Below are 15,313 nucleotides of genomic sequence, written 5' to 3'. Positions count from 1 at the left end.
ATTGTTGCAAAATTTCTTGCCTTTCCTCATTGTCCTGTATAGCATGTGGTGACGGCGAAAATGTGTATGGAGGGGGAGCGTTGCCGCCTCAATGTGTTACGCAATGAACATGTCGATTTGAACAGTGAAATCTGGTTGAGCCCACTGAAAAAACTATACGGAGATACGCACCATGAGCCAGCAAGACCTCTTTTCCAGTTTATTGGATGATACCACCGAAAACCTTGATACCATGGCAAAGGGACCTGTGGATGTGGCAACCAAGCTTGCCGAGATAGAGCAGGAGCAAGTGGAGATTGCCAAAATTTCAGATGAGGATGAACGTCTGAAACGTGAAGAAATACTCAGTGCCAAGCTCGACTCGATCCGTCAGTCTATTCAGAATGACGAAAAGGATATGGCCAAGGCCGTGTACGGTATGAAAGTGCTGATCGACAGCATGGATAAGGAATTTCAGGCGCTTGTTGAAAACTCTGAAGAGGAAAAGAAAATTCTTGATCTCGCAAGGCAGGTTCTGGAGGCTGCGGAGAAGCGCCTTGAGGAGGTGAAAACGGATAACGGTTTTCTCGGTCTTGGTTGGGGCAAGGAGGGCAAGGTGCGTGATGCACAGAGCATGCTTGATGAGGCCAAAAGCAAGCTGGAAAGTTCCACGCGCCAGGTTGAGGAAATGAAACGCGAGCGGTTGATGTCGGCAGATATTGAGCAGACCCTCAATATAATTCAGGTGATGGGGCAGAAAACCATTGATATCATGACTGAGCGGACCAGTTCCATCCGTGGCCAGCTTGAGTCGATCAAGGCGAGGAAGGGCAAGGCCTTTGAACAGCAGAAAGAGGCTTCAGCCATGGCCGGTGAATTATTGGAGACGGTCGAGCAGCTTGAGATGGAAGTGCAGAATGAAGAGTTGGCTGTCGATTCGTTTGAGACCGGTTCAGTCGAGCATTCCGCCCAGGTGGAAAAAGTCTCCCAGTTACGTTCGGAGCTTCAGGAGAACAGGGGGAAACTGAAAGTCGCCCAGGCTGTCCTTGATGAAAAGACCAAGTCGATCCAGGAGCATGAATCACACGAGGAGGCTCAGCAGAAACTGCTCTCCAACCACCAGATGTGGATTGCTACGCTGAAGTCAAAACTGCAGGAGGATCTGGTGAAAGATCAGTCCTACCTGGAGATGCTGAAGGCGGCTGCGGATCAGGAAATCGCCCAGAATGTCGATACCATGACCGATGAAAAGAATGCCCGGCAGATGGAGAATGTGGCAAAAATCATCGTGGCATCCGATAAGGCCTATATTGAGAAGATGAAACTGACACCGGACCAGATACGCAGGCGCGCCAACGTTGCCAGCGCCCTTGCCCGACACGCCGCTGAATTGAGCGAGGATGAGGCCGCGCTCCGGGAAGAGATGATCCGGAATTACGGAATTGATCCGCTGAGCGCTTCGGAATTCAGCTATGCTGACGGTGGCGATGATTCGGCCCCCGGTGTGACTCAATAACGGCTGGTTTTCGGGAGCCTTAAGACATATGCTGGGCTGGGACGATTACTCTATCCATGACCTGGTCTCTCTTGAAGAGTGGGACGAGCAGATCAGGTATATGGCCAAGACCCTTACTGCGTTCAAAGCGGTTGAAAAGCTGTATGAACTCAAGAAGGAAAGGGATCAGGAGGCGCATGAGGAACATTGGATTGTGCTCTTCTATCTCCGTAAACTCGTATATACCTTTAACCTTCTCCGCAGAAAATACCTGTTTCACGAGACCGACCGGCTGCGGATCGATAAAAGTGATTCAGGGTTCGTCAATTTCTATGAAATAGCACTCCTTGAGACAGATCTGCGGGCCCGTAAGGATTGTCTGGGTCTTATGCGTGAGAGTACGTCTCTAAAAGAGAAAATGGTGACCGCGTTACTGCAGGGTCGATCGCCACGCGAGCTGTTTGCCCGGATGGCGGAGAATGAGTACCGTAAAGGGCTGGACCGTGATCAACTGTTCCTCTTCTTCAACGAGGGACGCTTAATTAAAAAGGATGACGGCACCACCGAAAAAAGGAAATACCTCTACTTCTGGGGGTGTTACGATAAGAAAACAAACAGACCTTATATCTATCTCCTCGATTTCGAACAGGACCGGGAGGCTCCAAGCCTGCACGAGAGCGAAGAGGCCTATTACGAGTTCATGAAGGTTATACGCTCCGAGGGGTCCCGCGCCCCGGCAGCGGGCCTGGTGGCCATGGCCATCGATCAGCGGCTGGAACATGTTCACCCGAAGATGCTTAAGCGGATCTGTATCGGACCTCTCTATTCACAATCGTTCTCCGTCGATCTGGAAGATGAGATAAGCCGGGTTCTGGAGGTCGGTGATGAGGGCAAGCGGTTTGTTTTCCATGTGACCGAGCAGTTTGTCTTTTCCATTGGCCAGACCGTTATCCAGGACCGCGATACCCTTGGCGAAATTTTGAAAGGGGAGCGGGTAAGGGAACGATTCTATATTCCAAAACCGACGGATGTCGAAGAGTATAGCGAATTTAACGAGCTGGAAGAGCAGAAGGCATCCCTTATCCGTAAGAGTGTGGTCATGCCTTATAAACTGCACCAGCACCTTAAGGACCTTTATAAGGATTTCAAAGTCATCTCATTTACACGAAACGGGAGTATCAATGGAGTCGAGTAATGGCGGATACCTGCCGATAAATCAGGATGAAATAGCTGACCAGGTAAAGAAGGCATCGTCTCTCTTGAAAAGAGTGTCCTGGCATCCCCGCGTCAAGATGGAGCGGTTGCGTGAGGCAACACCCCATGACATTATAAAAAATATCGCCAATTCCTCTTCACCAGAGGTTGTTCAGATTGCTGACAAGGCCAGGCAACTCAGTGATGACAGTCTGCTCGTTTATGATCCCGATGTGGCGTTTTGCCTGGATGTTGTTCGCAAAGGGCTGGCCCTTGGCATGCATGCGGCCAACCTTTTCTCAAAGGCATCCAACTTCTACACTTTAAAGGAGCAACAGGCCCGTGGTGCGCTCAAGAATAATCCCGAGGCACAGACGGAATTCCGGGAGAAGAATACCACAACCTCTGCGGTCCTGATGTTTGTTGCTGCGAACTACATTGTTTCCTGCCTGGGCCGTTATAAGAACGAGGAACTCGACTCGGTGAGGATAACGCTTCCCGGCCTTCCGGAAGAGCTGCACCTCGCTAATTTTATCCACTCCCTCAACTATATGGTCTACTACCATGGATTTTATACGACTGCCGAGAGTGTGAAAACCCCCCTGGAGTTCGTGAAGACCACGCTCCTCTATTACCAGGATGTGTTGGACGAGATCGAGTTTATCAAGGGGTCGCTCAAGTACACTGACGCATTCGAAGGCAAGAAGTACAAACTTGAGGGAGAAGATTTTACCATTGAGGGGTTTTCAGTGCCGGGTGTGAGGGTGACCGGCAGTGTCGATTTCAACCGGATCGAGTGGGGGGCGATCGTCGGTAATACCATGTATAAGCACAGCTCGAAACGGACCATTCAGTTCCTGATGTGCTATGACGTGGAACGGAAGATGAACCCGGTGAATGAGCTGGGCGGCTTCCCCTCCGTGACCATGGAGTATGGTCCTCCTGGCACCGGTAAAAGTATGGGTATTTCGGCTACGGCCACCGAGTTGAGTGATCGATGTACGGATCTTGGTATCAATTTCCTCTATCATCCTATTCCCCAGACGGTTGTCTCCACCTACCAGGGTGGCAGTAGCGAGAACATGGAAAAATGGTTTCGCTCAACCAACAGCCAGGACAGCATAATCTATGCCCCAATAGACGACGGTGACGGTAAATTACGTGACCGGGGCGCGCGGGGGACGTCGGCCGGTGTCATCGAGGTGGTGGAAAGCTTTCTGGTCAATACGGAAGGGGCCTCGGCTGCAAAACGGGGAAACCGATTAATCCAGATCTATACAAATCTGCCGGAAACGCTTGATAAGGCCGTGTTGTCACGAGTCCAGAAACGATCGCTTATCGAGGGGGCGGTCAGTCTTGAGGACTTCCTTGACCAGGATTACATCTGGTGGCGGGCCTATGAAGAAATGGTTCCCGGTTTTGTGAAAATGCAGGATCCATCCGGTTATGAGTTTATGTCCGCCCAGGACATTGTCGGGCAGATCAATGAAGAGTTGGCGACCCAGAGCGATTCCCGTGTTTACAAGATTCAGCAGATCATAGAACGGACCTTCGGTGAACACAAACTTGATGAACATCTCTTTTTCGCAAAGCTCTACCACCATACCAAGAGAGAGTTCCCGGGTTTTACCTCGCGTGATGTGCGTAACATCCAATCAGCGGTCAACACCCGTTTGACCGATTTTGATTTTCCTGAGGAATGGATGGCGGATCATGCCCGCTTCTTTGCCAGGGGCTATGACGAAAAGCTGAGAATGCTCCGTGAACTGATGATGGACAATATGCAGGGATTGTCGTTTGCCACCATCCGCTTTCAGGAGGTGGTTCGTTATCTGGACAATATGGCGATGATTGTCGACAGGGAGTTCGAGAGCAAGGTTGCCCAGCGGGTTGAAGAGTATAAGGTTGAGCGGGAGGCACGACGCCGTCTCGAGGGGAACATGGCGGGTTGATATGGAACTGCTCAGGAACAGGGGCCTGCACGGCCGTGGCTTGATAGAGATCGCAACCGACGAGATGGTTGCACGGTACAACAGTGCCCTGGAGATGATGGGGTTGACACCGACCACCTTGAAGCGGTTCTCGGTGGATATGATTGGCTGGAGCCCGGAAGTTGCAGAAGAAAAGGGCAGCACCTATTACCTGACCCATTCGCTTGCCAACCCCACTGCTATTATTGTCAGCATCAATCAGCGGCATGCACCTGTTTATTTTCCGTATCACTCTTTTGACAGGCAGATGATCGATGGAATTTATGAGAAGTATGCATCCCAGATAATGGATATAAACACTACGGATGCACTCTGTGTGGATCTGGACAATGGTGTATCCCGTTATTCCTCCATTGAGGATGTCCTGCTGGTGGACGCTTTCGTGATGAAGGCAGAGACCCCCGGGGGTCTTATCGAAAATTGCCGGCAACAGAAGAAGCTGGTGGAACGGTTCATGGAGAGCGACACCCTCTGGGAAGATGAGGAGGAGCGGCAAAAGCTCATTAACTCAGGAGAACTCTATGGGGATCTGCGCAATCGTAACGTGCTAATCGAGGATCATGTTTACTCCGATGTGGATATCTTTTTCACTGAAGCGCTGGGTGGTGTCTATATCTTCAACGAGGCCCGGGGCACAGGGCGGGAAGGTCCGCTTATTGTCTACAGGGATCGGGATCGTTTACAGGCAGAGGGGCAGGATCAACGTGTGATGAGGCTGACCTCGATTGCCGATTCCGCACTGCTCCTCAAGTTAACCAGGGAAAAATATGTACGGGTAGATCTCCAGGAATATAAGGACAATCCGGACCTGTTGGAGCAAAAAAAGGAAGTTCTCCTGGCCGAGTATATCTGTGCAGTTGAAAAGAATTACCTGAACTGGCCGGAAATTAAAAAGAAGAACTTTATCGCCCGGCATAGTGATGACATTCCAGGACTCTACTTCGAACTGGAGAGGCTGCAGAAACGTCTGGCAGCGGGTGAGAATGTGTTCTCTTTTTCCTTGAGTATGGGGTTGAACAGCTGTCTGTCACGTCCCCATCACCGAATTGACGAAGTGTACAGGCCTGTTATAGAACAATTGCTTTCGGAGATTGACCCGAGCGACCCCATTCGCCTGTTCCGGTATAACAAAAATCGATTTTACCGGGAGTATGAAAGCTATTCCGAGTGTAAGAAGAACTGGATTGTAGACTACCTCAACCGGAGAATATGAGATGGATACATTATTGATATGGATTCTGGTCTATTTTGTCCTGGCCTCACAGTTTTATATCCTCGATAAGGAAGGCAAGTTCTTGCTGCGCAAGATATACCTCTTTTTTTATAATCTCGGACACCGCCAGGAGATCACCGAAGCGGAGGTGACCAGGGGTTTTGTCTATAACCAGAATGTGGGGACGCGCCTGACTGCTGCCGTGGTGTTTGATATTGTTATCAGTGTTCTTACCTGGAATTTCAACTCGCTGGATAATGGCGTCAATATCCTGCTCTTTTTTATTGGCACCCCGATCATTTTCCTCGGATTCTGGTTTGGCGGCTTCCTGCTTAACTTGATCTCTCGATTTTTCAGGAAAACTATCAAGACTATCGACGATATCGAGACAGGCAAGATAGACCCGGTGCAGGAAATACAGCGTTCCATTGATGAGGTGTATCATTCCGTGGAGGATTCGCTTGCCGATACAGAGGCCGATACATCACCGGTGACTGAGGTGGATGAAGCGGATAAGGGTATGAGCGATGAGGAGAAAAAGGCCAGGCAGGATGCAGAAGCCCTTGCGGCACTCAGGTCATTTCAGAAAGGAAAATAGGCATGCAGCAGGTGCAGCAGGAAGAAAGCTGGTTTGAGGTGGCGCGGGATAAAATCCGTACCAGATTTATCGTTTTTTTACGACGGCACAAGCTGAAATTCCTGGCGGGGGCACTGCTCTCTGCTGCGATGCTCTTTCTGCTGCGAGCCCAGATACAGCCGATGTTCCTGGTGGTGCGGGAATACAGTTTTATCCTTGTGTTTTTCGTTGGTTATATGTTGTTTTTGTCAGCGGCACGAATGCTCAGAATTACCTATAAGATCGTGGTCCCTCTCACGCTTCTTGTCAGCTGTCTGGTGGTTGTCTATGTGCTCACCGGTACCCAGCACTATATTGCGGGGTATCTTCGGCAGCAGGCGCTGCACATCGTCGAGCTTGATTCACTTCCCCTGACTGTGGCGGAACGGGTCCAGCCCCTGGATTCTATTTATGTACAGGCCAGTGAAAAGATAAACGAGACAGAATCGGTAACGATTCCGGATCTGGTGCTGGAGTCCGGAAAACAAAAGTGGGTGATGGAGATCTTTCCCACCTATCTTGGCCAGAAGCTCCTGAAGGGGAAAATCAAGGAGCTGTTTGTTATTTCTGCAACTTCCGCGTCGCCTGATTTTTCAAGGCGTGAGGATGTGCTGTTTGGGACGGGTGAGCACCTGCTGTTTTCCAGGAATGTGCGGACCAATGCTATCAAGTCGCTGAGCCCGATGCGGTATTTCAATCATTTCCCGACCAACGTCAAGGTTATCCCGGATGGGGAGGGGAACTGGGTGCAGCTCATTTCCCTGGCCAGGTACCGGGGGCTTTTCTTTCCGCATATCGAATTTGCCGGTGTTCATATTATTCATCAGACCTCCTCAAAAGATACGGGTTTTCTCGCCACCTTGAAACGGGTGACGCTGGGCGTCGGAGAGTTTGTTCCGCGTAATGAGATCGGGCGGTATGATTACCTCAAGGGACAAAATCTCATCCCCTATCTTTCCTCTAGAAAGGTGGCGGAATCCTTTAAGTTTCAAAAAGGATTCCTGAGTCCCATACGGACCTATCATGAAGGTGATATCCGCATTCCGAAAATGGAGGGTAACAATAACGAAATGCCTTATGTACTCCTGTTTGATGGAGTCGGAGGCAAGAAGGGGTTGTACCATTATTTTGGGCTGGAACCGTTTGATGAGAAGAAGCATGGCCTATCCCTCTCTCTCTTCATCCCCGGCGATGGTATGGACCGCAACGTCTATATATATGATCATTCCAGTAAAAAAGAGAGCCTTACCGGTGCTTCTGCCATTGCAACCAAGGTGATGGAGAGCAAGAAAAACTACGACTGGTCCAAGAATCAACCGGTTGAAAACCGTCCGTACATAAAGGATGTGGCAGGAGAACGACGCTTTTTCTGGCTCACTACTGTGGCTACAGTCAATGACGAGGGCGGGCTTGCAGGCAGCATTCCGGAGATTGTGGTAACGGATGCCGCAACGAATTTCCCTACCTGGGTGGACAGTAAAAACCCACAGGGGTGGCTTGAGGTGATAACAGAGCAGATTAAGTATATTGGGGAATAGTATCGGCCGAGAGAGCTTCGTCGTGGACAAAGATGTTCCCGACTATCGTTTAGCTGTGTTTATTGAAGTGCTTCGTAAACAGCTTCACTGAGCAGGATGCTCCTGTAGGGTTTGCGGATAAAACTGTTCAGCCCTCTTTCTTTCATCTCCTTGAGATCCTGCTCCCTGGTAAAACCGGAAGAGAGAATGACCCGAACAGCCGGGTTGACGGTCTTGAGCGCGATAAAACAGTCCTTGCCGTTCATGACGGGCATGATCATGTCGAGGAGGACCAGGCTGAAACGTTCCGGATCCTGTTGGTAGATGTTTAACGCCCTTTCCCCGTTCTCTGCAAGCACGACTTCGTAACCGAGGTCTTCAAGGATTGCTTTTGCAGTGATACGCATGACCTCTTCGTCATCCACTACCAGGATGGTTCCCTCACCCTTCTGTAAAGTTTTTCCTTTTGGGGAGACTTGATGTTCCGTATCGGTGAGAGGCAACAGAATATTGAAGGTGGTTGCACTACCTGATTCACTATAGACGGAAATGGCACCGTCATGTTGCTTGATCGATCCGTAGGCCGCAGCCAACCCAAGTCCGGTCCCTTTATCAGGGTCCTTGGTCGTGAAAAATGGTTCGAAGATCTTGGTCAGGTTTTCTTTGGGAATACCGGTACCGGTATCGCGTACCTCGATCTCAATATATGGTCCTGGATTGAGGTCAAAAGTGGAGAGTTCGCAGAACATCTCATCAAGCTCGGTGTTGCGAGTAGAAATAGAAAGGTTCCCACCGTTCGGCATTGCATGTGACCCATTGATGCCGAGGTTTAAAATAACACTTTGCAATTGAGCATGGTCACCGACAACCCTGCTGTTTTCTGCGCCGAAATCGACTTCTACCGTGATGCGGCGATCAATGGTGTTCTCCAGAATAGTTGCCGACTCAGCTATGATTTCATGGAGGTCGACAGCTGATGATGCCTTGTTCGAGCTGCGGGAGAAGGTCAGGAGTTTACTGGTAAGATTGGCAGCCCGGTTTGCGGATTGGACGATAATCTGCTGTAACTGTCGAGCCTTGGGCTCGTCTGGTAAATGAAAAGAGAGTAGCTCGCTGGCCCCGAGTATGCCGCCTAGCATGTTGTTGAAGTCGTGCGCAATGCCACCTGCAAGCTGGCCGATGGCATCCATCTTTTGGGCTTGGTTAAGCTGGGAAAGCAATTCGCTTTTTTCTTTTTCTGCTGCTTTGATGGGGGTCAGGTCGATATCCATATTGAATATTTCTCTGCCAGCCTCCGTGACCTGCATCACATGGGAGGAGAAAACCGATACATTCTCCCCTGATTTGCTTGTCATCAGCATTTCCCTGGAGGGTATCCTGACTCCTTCTTCCAGCCATCTCGTTTGCAGGATTTTCTGTTCCCTTTGTTGGTCTTTGGGGACGATAAGGTCATCGATAGAAGCCCCTATCGCCTCCTCCTTGGTATAGCCGTACAATTCTTCACTCGCCGGGTTCCAGAAAGTAACGATCCTCTGCTCATTAAAGCTACAGATGGCTATGGCGGAGACATCTTCAATGAGTTCCCGGAATCGTTGTTCGCTTGTGCCGAGCCTTTTTAAGGCATCGTTTCGCTCATCCTCTCTTTGTCGAATGATGGTGACCATGTTGTCAAAAGCGCGGGCCAGCTCGCCGATTTCACCATCCTTGTAATCGATATCGGATGATACTTCCTTTTCTCCCCTGCTGAATCGAGTTGTTACACGGGACAGCTTGCCGATTCGACCGGCTATGCTTTTGTTGCCGAGAAACCAGGCGATGCCGAGGGCTAAAGTCAGTGATAGAAAAGAAATTATAAGGAGTCTGTAGAGGATCGCCTGTCCCTCTGCCTTAAGCAACTGATAATCGAATCCCATAAACATGTAGATGTACGGTGAAGCACCTTCCTTGAGCCTGATCGGCTCGAAAAGGATTACCCGTTCCCGGCCGTCGGAGGACTTCGTATGAATTGATCCCTTTTCCCCTTTATCAAGAGCCGTCTGGAAGACATCCGGTTTGATTGATAAACCTATTGGAGTCTTTTTGGAAGCCGGGTGACGGAAAAGTCTCGTACCATTGTGATCACAGAGCCCGATAAAGGTATCCTGCGGATAGTTGCCCTCCTCAAAAAGTTTGCCATAGTGGGCAAGGCTGACACCGATAATGAGAGCCCCGGCCGACGCGCCGTATTCATTAAGTACCGGCATGCCAAAAGGGAAGATCGGTTTCTGTGATGATTTTCCGATGGCGAATTCTCCTGACGAGAATTCTCTTTTCGAGATGGCATCCAGGAACTGCTTTCTGTCACCAAAATTAAACGATTTGGTCTTGTCGTTGTTTTTCCCGGCGGCAATGACGTCTCCACTATTATTTACCAGGATGACATTGGTATATATCGGATTTGTTTCAAGCAGGGTAGAGAGGACGATTCGTGATTGTTCCTCATCCATGTTGCGGATAGCGGGCATGGAAGCAACAGTCCGCAATAGTGTTTCAGTGGAGTTGGTGATTCTGTTTTGAAGTTCGGCAAAGCCGTTCAGGTAAAGGGCTGTATCTTTTTTGGCGAATGCCAGCTGCTGCTGGCTGCTTCTGAATTCTGTACCCAGGAGGACGAGAAACACCGGTAAGGTCGCAACAAAGACAAGTGCCACCAGCTTTTTGCGAATTGAACCGTGAAAAAATTTCATAAGGAATCTGCCCGAAGGCGTGATCGTGTTTTTAACTGTAACGACAATACGTGCAGCTCCAGACCGGAAGGGTAGTCTGCTGGACTGGTCATTGATTTGGTTTAAAAGGTTGTGGGGAGAATCCTATCAGGAAAATTCCAAGGGTACAACTCCTACCGATTTATTTAGTGAACAAAGAATATATAATCAGTTGGCTACGTTTGTTGCTTGACAAAGAGTAAAAGAAAAAACATGCAAAAAGTACCACGATGTGGTATGTGGAGTTCGTGTGTTTGGTGAAAATCAGAGAGTTGTTGCAGGTGTCTTTTAGAGGAGATGTGCGGTGAATCGTAATTTTAATGATGATATTTCAACCCCCGACAAGTTTGTCGTAACCCTCGAGCTGGTTCCCGGAAGGGATGTACACGGGACAGCAATTGACCAGTTAGTGGGTATCTCCCGGGATGCCTATGATGATGGGCGAATCACAGCGGTCTCTATAACGGATAACCCCGGGGGGAATCCGGCGCTCAGCCCTGATGCCCTCGGCAGTGAGCTTCTCGAATACGGGTTGGATGTCATTGTTCATTTCACCTGCAGGGATACGAATCGGGTCGGTATGGAGAGTCGGGCCCTGCAACTGGCGCGTATGGGCATGAAAAACATTCTGGCTCTGACGGGAGACTATTCCGGTACAGGGTTTGGCGGTCGGGGCACCCCGGTGTTTGATTTTGACTCGGTTGTGCTCACCTCAATGCTGAACGATCTGAACAGGCGTTTTCTTCGTACCAGTCATACCGATATTTTTGTTACCGGCTGTGCTGTATCACCTTTTAAGTATACTGAAGCCGAGACCTGGGTTCAGTATCGTAAGCTCCAGCTCAAAAGAGACGCCGGTGCTACTTTTGCCATTACCCAGCTCGGTTACGATATAGACAAGTATGAAGAACTTCTTTTGCATAACCGCGAGAACGGGATCGAAATGCCTGTCCTGGCCTCTCTTTACCACCTTACCAAAGGGGCGGCCGGCGTCATGCATAAAGGCCGGGTGCCCGGAGTGTACGTCCCCCGGCAGCTCTACAAGAATATAGTTGAAGAGTATGAGGTGCAAAAAAACGGTCCTGCCGCTGCAGAGGAACGTACAGCGCGACTCGGCGCAATCCTGAAGGGTATCGGCTATAACGGGATTCATCTGGGTGGTATCCACAAAAGCTTTGATACGGTTGGCAGAATTCTCGACAGGATTGAAGAGATCGGTGATGACTGGCGTCAATATGTCGAGGATTTTAAGGTGCGGGAGCCGAAAGATTTTTACCTCTATGGCAATAAGGAAAAAGAGCAACAGCCGAAACCGTCCAAAGAGGAGCTGAAGATCAGGTTTACCGAAGATTTTCACTATGTGTTCCTACGTACTGCCCATGACCTGTTTTTCGATAAGTCCGCATCTCTTGCGCCGTTTTATAAGAAAATTTCCACTTCACTCGATAAGAATAATGTCTCATGGATGTTGAAGTCTTTTCTGGAGGACCCATTCAAGAAGCTGTTGCTGTCCTGTCAAGGGTGCGGTGATTGCGGAATACAGCATGTTGGCTTTCTCTGTCCTGAATCCGGTTGTCCGAAACATACCAGGAACGGTGCCTGCGGTGGGAGCAGGCATGGTTACTGCGAGGTAAACACCGATAAATACTGCGTCTGGGTGCGGGCGTTCTACCGGATGAAAAAACATAATGAAGATGAAAAGCTCTCAGCAGAGTTCGTCCCCCCGCGTCTCTGGGAGTTGAAAAATACCTCTTCCTGGATCAATTTCCATCTTGATCGGGATCACCAGAGAAACCAGAAAGCGGCTTGACGCCTGCTGGTTTTCCCTTCCTTCTCCTGTCCCCCAGGCTCCATTCCGCTATCCGCCCTGGAAGGCGGATGGGGCTTCCTGTTCTGGAAAATGTTCGTTCTCATCAGTTCTGGCTCCATAGATACGTTCGAAAGCCTCCTGTAATTGTTCCTCACCGTCCTGTGCGGCGCTTTCGAGCTCATCCATCCTCTGATTGATGTCATTGAGCAACTCTGCGCAGGTCGTCGATGAAATCATCTCGGTAGACAGGGCATGGGAGAGGGCCTCCCGTTCTGTCATGGCCAGGGATTTGGCAGCATCCAGCAATTGTTTCGGCATTGCCAGGGTTTCACCGTATTCGGCAATCTCGGTGAGAGCCTTCTCGCGGGCGTCACTGTAATAGCTGAGCACTTTGCGGTAGCTTGTTTCATTAGGGATTCCGCGATCTATTTTTTTCTGTGCTTCATGGATTACTTCCCGGTAGGAGAGTGAGCGGGCACGAGCCAGCTCGTAATCCTTGTTCGTACTTCGTAAGTCAGGTGCCAGGCCGAGCCGTTTCATGAGCGGAGCCATGGTGAGCCCTTGCAGGAAAAGGGATACGGATACCACGCCGAAAACCAGATTGATAAGAAAGGATCGACCGGTAAAATCGGCAGGAAGACCAAGGATGAGTACCATCGAGAGCGATCCGCGCAGGCCGCCCCAGACCAGTATGTGCCTCCATGTACTTGGCAATGGGGTGGTGAAAAAATCAACAATCGGGATACCCGTATAGACAACAATTGCCCGGGCCAGGACAACAACCAGGAAAGCAAGCAGCACGGCAGGCAGGTTGCGGAGAAAGGCAGCCGGGTCAAGTTCAAGACCCACCAGTAGAAAAATAAAGGAGTTGGAGAGAAATCCCATGTACTGCCAGAAATCCTGAACGGCTACACGGGTGGAGGCGCTCATGCCGAAATTTTTACCGAACGATCCCATCAGGACTCCTGCTGTTACGGTCGACAGTACACCAGAGACGTGTAACTCCTCGGCTATCAGGAATGATCCCCAGGCCACAAGGGTGGTGAGTGTGATCTCTATCAGGTGGTCGTCCACCTGGCGGGTCATAAAGCTGGCAAGTCCGCCGATGCCGGCACCAACCAGAATGCCGCCGAGTGCTGTCTTGATAAAGGTGACACAGGCAAATGCCACTGTTTCCTGGAGGCCGTTTAATGGGGTTGCCGGCCCATGATTAGAGGGCAGGCCAACAACAGCGATAACAATGGCAAAGATGACAACAGCGACACCGTCGTTGATGAGTGATTCGCCTTCAACCACCTGGTAGAGACGTTTTGGGGCCCCCATTTCCTTAAACAGGGCAAGAACGCTGATCGGGTCTGTTGCCGAGACGACAGCTGCAAACAGGAAAGCATGAGCCCAGTTGAAGCTGCTGAAGAGGCCCAGGGTGTGAAAGACACCGAACGAACCGACGGCGGTGAGTGTGGTTGCGATGAGCACTCCTGCCAGGGCCAGGAACAGGATGTGCGCCCTGTTTTTCTTAAAATCCTCGAACGGGAGATGGTAAGCTGCCTCGAACAAAAGTGGCGGCAGGAACAGCAGCATCAACAGATCTGCTGTCAGGTTGACGCCACTGAGGGCCTCGAGTTTAACAAAGCTGAGCGCCAGACCCGCAAGGACTAACGCCAGGGTATACGGCAATCGTATCCGTTGGGCAAATATGCCGACCAGCGAGGCGATAAGAAGCAGGATGAGAACCTGTACTTCAACGTGGTGAATCATGTGAAACTCCAATATATTGTCGGCCTTTCCAAGGGCGTATGGCCTGTTTTCAGAGCGTTAATCTTCAGGAGGGTATATTCAACTGTCCGGTATGATTTGTGAATATTGCAATCGTACCCTGCTGTCATTATTACGTCAATAGAGCGGTGAGAGAAAGGGCACTTTGAATGATGAATTAGTGATATGATGACTATTGACATAGTATCTATAGATGACTAATCTGGAATTAAACAGGATCAAATGGGAGGTCTAATGCGAGGAAAAGGTTTAGCGCCTGGGCGAGGTCGCGGACGAGGTGGTCGAGGCAAAGGGAAAAGGAGAAGGATGTTAGGCTTCCTGCAGCCATGTATCTTGCTGCAGCTCAATGACCAGGATAAGCATGGTTATGAGTTGCTTCTGGGTCTGGGGCAATTTATGGAGGATGCGGAGGAGTATGACCCAAGTATAATCTACAGGTTGATGAAAGATATGGAAGTAAACGGCTTTGTCAATTCCTATGAGGGAGATACAAGCCGTGGTCCGAGACGGAAGATGTATCACCTGACAGAAGAAGGGCGGCTGCAGCTGGAGCGTTGGGTTGTGGATCTCAAACGCTCCAGGGAAGAGATCGACCGGCTTCTGGCGGCACATGACAAGCAGTCTCGGCAAAGATGACGCCTGGCAGTGAGGTACCAGCGCCGGACGGATAATTTAACAATCCCGAGTGGGATAAGGAGGCCGCAATGCCGAATCAAGACAAAACAGGACCCCAGGGACAAGGACCCGTAAAGGGAAGGGGTATGGGAAGGTGCGGACGAGATAGTCAGGAACGTGACGGAACCGAGACATCCACACCTTTACCGGACAGTATCGACCGGGGCCAAGGCCAGGGAAGGGGCTTACGCAGAGGTCAGGGAGCAAATGATGGGCGCTGTCGTGGCGGACGAGGTGGTCGAGGCGGAGGTGGCCGGGATAAGAGATAAGTGAAGGGGGAAACAAGGCGGGGTTGATATCAGGTAC

11 protein-coding genes are annotated in these 15,313 nt (G+C 50.3%); 9 read left to right on the top strand and 2 right to left on the bottom strand.

The annotated features are described in order from the left end of the window. Positions 1-172: 172 nt before the first annotated feature. The 6 genes from GA520_RS20765 to GA520_RS20740 are packed head-to-tail and all read left to right on the top strand — an operon-like array spanning position 173 to position 8,026. Entirely contained in the window at positions 173-1,495 is a 1,323-nt protein-coding gene (locus GA520_RS20765) for a hypothetical protein (RefSeq protein WP_163337497.1), read from the top strand. Positions 1,496-1,523: 28 nt separating this feature from the next. Next, positions 1,524-2,669: a hypothetical protein gene (locus GA520_RS20760; RefSeq protein ID WP_163337496.1), complete on the top strand. Its 1,146-nt coding sequence runs from the start codon at positions 1,524-1,526 to the stop codon at positions 2,667-2,669. Beyond that, positions 2,656-4,620: an AAA family ATPase gene (locus GA520_RS20755; protein WP_163337495.1), complete on the top strand. Its 1,965-nt coding sequence runs from the start codon at positions 2,656-2,658 to the stop codon at positions 4,618-4,620. Before GA520_RS20760 ends, GA520_RS20755 begins: the two co-directional genes overlap by 14 nt. 1 nt (position 4,621) lies before the next feature. Then, positions 4,622-5,872, top strand: coding sequence for a DUF6638 family protein (locus tag GA520_RS20750; protein WP_163337494.1), 1,251 nt, complete (start codon positions 4,622-4,624; stop codon positions 5,870-5,872). 1 nt (position 5,873) lies between these two features. Next, a complete protein-coding gene (locus GA520_RS20745) occupies positions 5,874-6,470 on the top strand; it encodes a hypothetical protein (RefSeq protein WP_163337493.1) in 597 nt (198 codons plus the stop codon). A gap of 2 nt (positions 6,471-6,472) precedes the next feature. After that, positions 6,473-8,026, top strand: coding sequence for a hypothetical protein (locus GA520_RS20740; protein ID WP_163337492.1), 1,554 nt, complete (start codon positions 6,473-6,475; stop codon positions 8,024-8,026). Between the two features lie 59 nt (positions 8,027-8,085). On the opposite strand, the gene GA520_RS20735 is transcribed toward GA520_RS20740, so the two are convergent. Further along, positions 8,086-10,728 carry a response regulator gene (locus GA520_RS20735; protein ID WP_163337491.1) on the bottom strand — a complete coding sequence of 881 codons (2,643 nt, stop codon included), beginning with the start codon at positions 10,726-10,728 and terminating at the stop codon, positions 8,086-8,088. A gap of 322 nt (positions 10,729-11,050) precedes the next feature. Between GA520_RS20735 and GA520_RS20730 the strand changes: the two genes are divergently transcribed. After that, on the top strand, positions 11,051-12,556 hold the full coding sequence (locus tag GA520_RS20730; protein ID WP_163337490.1) for a methylenetetrahydrofolate reductase C-terminal domain-containing protein: 1,506 nt from the start codon (positions 11,051-11,053) through the stop codon (positions 12,554-12,556). A gap of 48 nt (positions 12,557-12,604) precedes the next feature. On the opposite strand, the gene GA520_RS20725 is transcribed toward GA520_RS20730, so the two are convergent. Next, positions 12,605-14,314: a Na+/H+ antiporter gene (locus GA520_RS20725; protein WP_163337489.1), complete on the bottom strand. Its 1,710-nt coding sequence runs from the start codon at positions 14,312-14,314 to the stop codon at positions 12,605-12,607. A 252-nt stretch (positions 14,315-14,566) separates the two neighbouring features. Between GA520_RS20725 and GA520_RS20720 the strand changes: the two genes are divergently transcribed. Both GA520_RS20720 and GA520_RS20715 read left to right on the top strand, forming a co-directional pair. Beyond that, a complete protein-coding gene (locus GA520_RS20720) occupies positions 14,567-14,968 on the top strand; it encodes a PadR family transcriptional regulator (protein WP_163337488.1) in 402 nt (133 codons plus the stop codon). Between the two features lie 68 nt (positions 14,969-15,036). Continuing rightward, on the top strand, positions 15,037-15,276 hold the full coding sequence (locus tag GA520_RS20715) for a DUF5320 domain-containing protein (RefSeq protein WP_163337487.1): 240 nt from the start codon (positions 15,037-15,039) through the stop codon (positions 15,274-15,276). Positions 15,277-15,313 lie beyond the last annotated feature (37 nt).

The organism is Desulfopila sp. IMCC35008 (genome assembly GCF_010646885.2).
Taxonomy (GTDB): domain Bacteria; phylum Desulfobacterota; class Desulfobulbia; order Desulfobulbales; family Desulfocapsaceae; genus Desulfopila.
This window is presented reverse-complemented; position numbering and strand designations above follow the sequence as displayed.

Coding starts and splice junctions, on each gene's coding strand:
- GA520_RS20765 (WP_163337497.1), top strand. CDS start 173: ATGAGCCAGCAAGACCTCTTTTCCAGTTTATTGGATGATACCACCGAA.
- GA520_RS20760 (WP_163337496.1), top strand. CDS start 1,524: ATGCTGGGCTGGGACGATTACTCTATCCATGACCTGGTCTCTCTTGAA.
- GA520_RS20755 (WP_163337495.1), top strand. CDS start 2,656: ATGGAGTCGAGTAATGGCGGATACCTGCCGATAAATCAGGATGAAATA.
- GA520_RS20750 (WP_163337494.1), top strand. CDS start 4,622: ATGGAACTGCTCAGGAACAGGGGCCTGCACGGCCGTGGCTTGATAGAG.
- GA520_RS20745 (WP_163337493.1), top strand. CDS start 5,874: ATGGATACATTATTGATATGGATTCTGGTCTATTTTGTCCTGGCCTCA.
- GA520_RS20740 (WP_163337492.1), top strand. CDS start 6,473: ATGCAGCAGGTGCAGCAGGAAGAAAGCTGGTTTGAGGTGGCGCGGGAT.
- GA520_RS20735 (WP_163337491.1), bottom strand. CDS start 10,728: ATGAAATTTTTTCACGGTTCAATTCGCAAAAAGCTGGTGGCACTTGTC.
- GA520_RS20725 (WP_163337489.1), bottom strand. CDS start 14,314: ATGATTCACCACGTTGAAGTACAGGTTCTCATCCTGCTTCTTATCGCC.
- GA520_RS20720 (WP_163337488.1), top strand. CDS start 14,567: ATGCGAGGAAAAGGTTTAGCGCCTGGGCGAGGTCGCGGACGAGGTGGT.
- GA520_RS20715 (WP_163337487.1), top strand. CDS start 15,037: ATGCCGAATCAAGACAAAACAGGACCCCAGGGACAAGGACCCGTAAAG.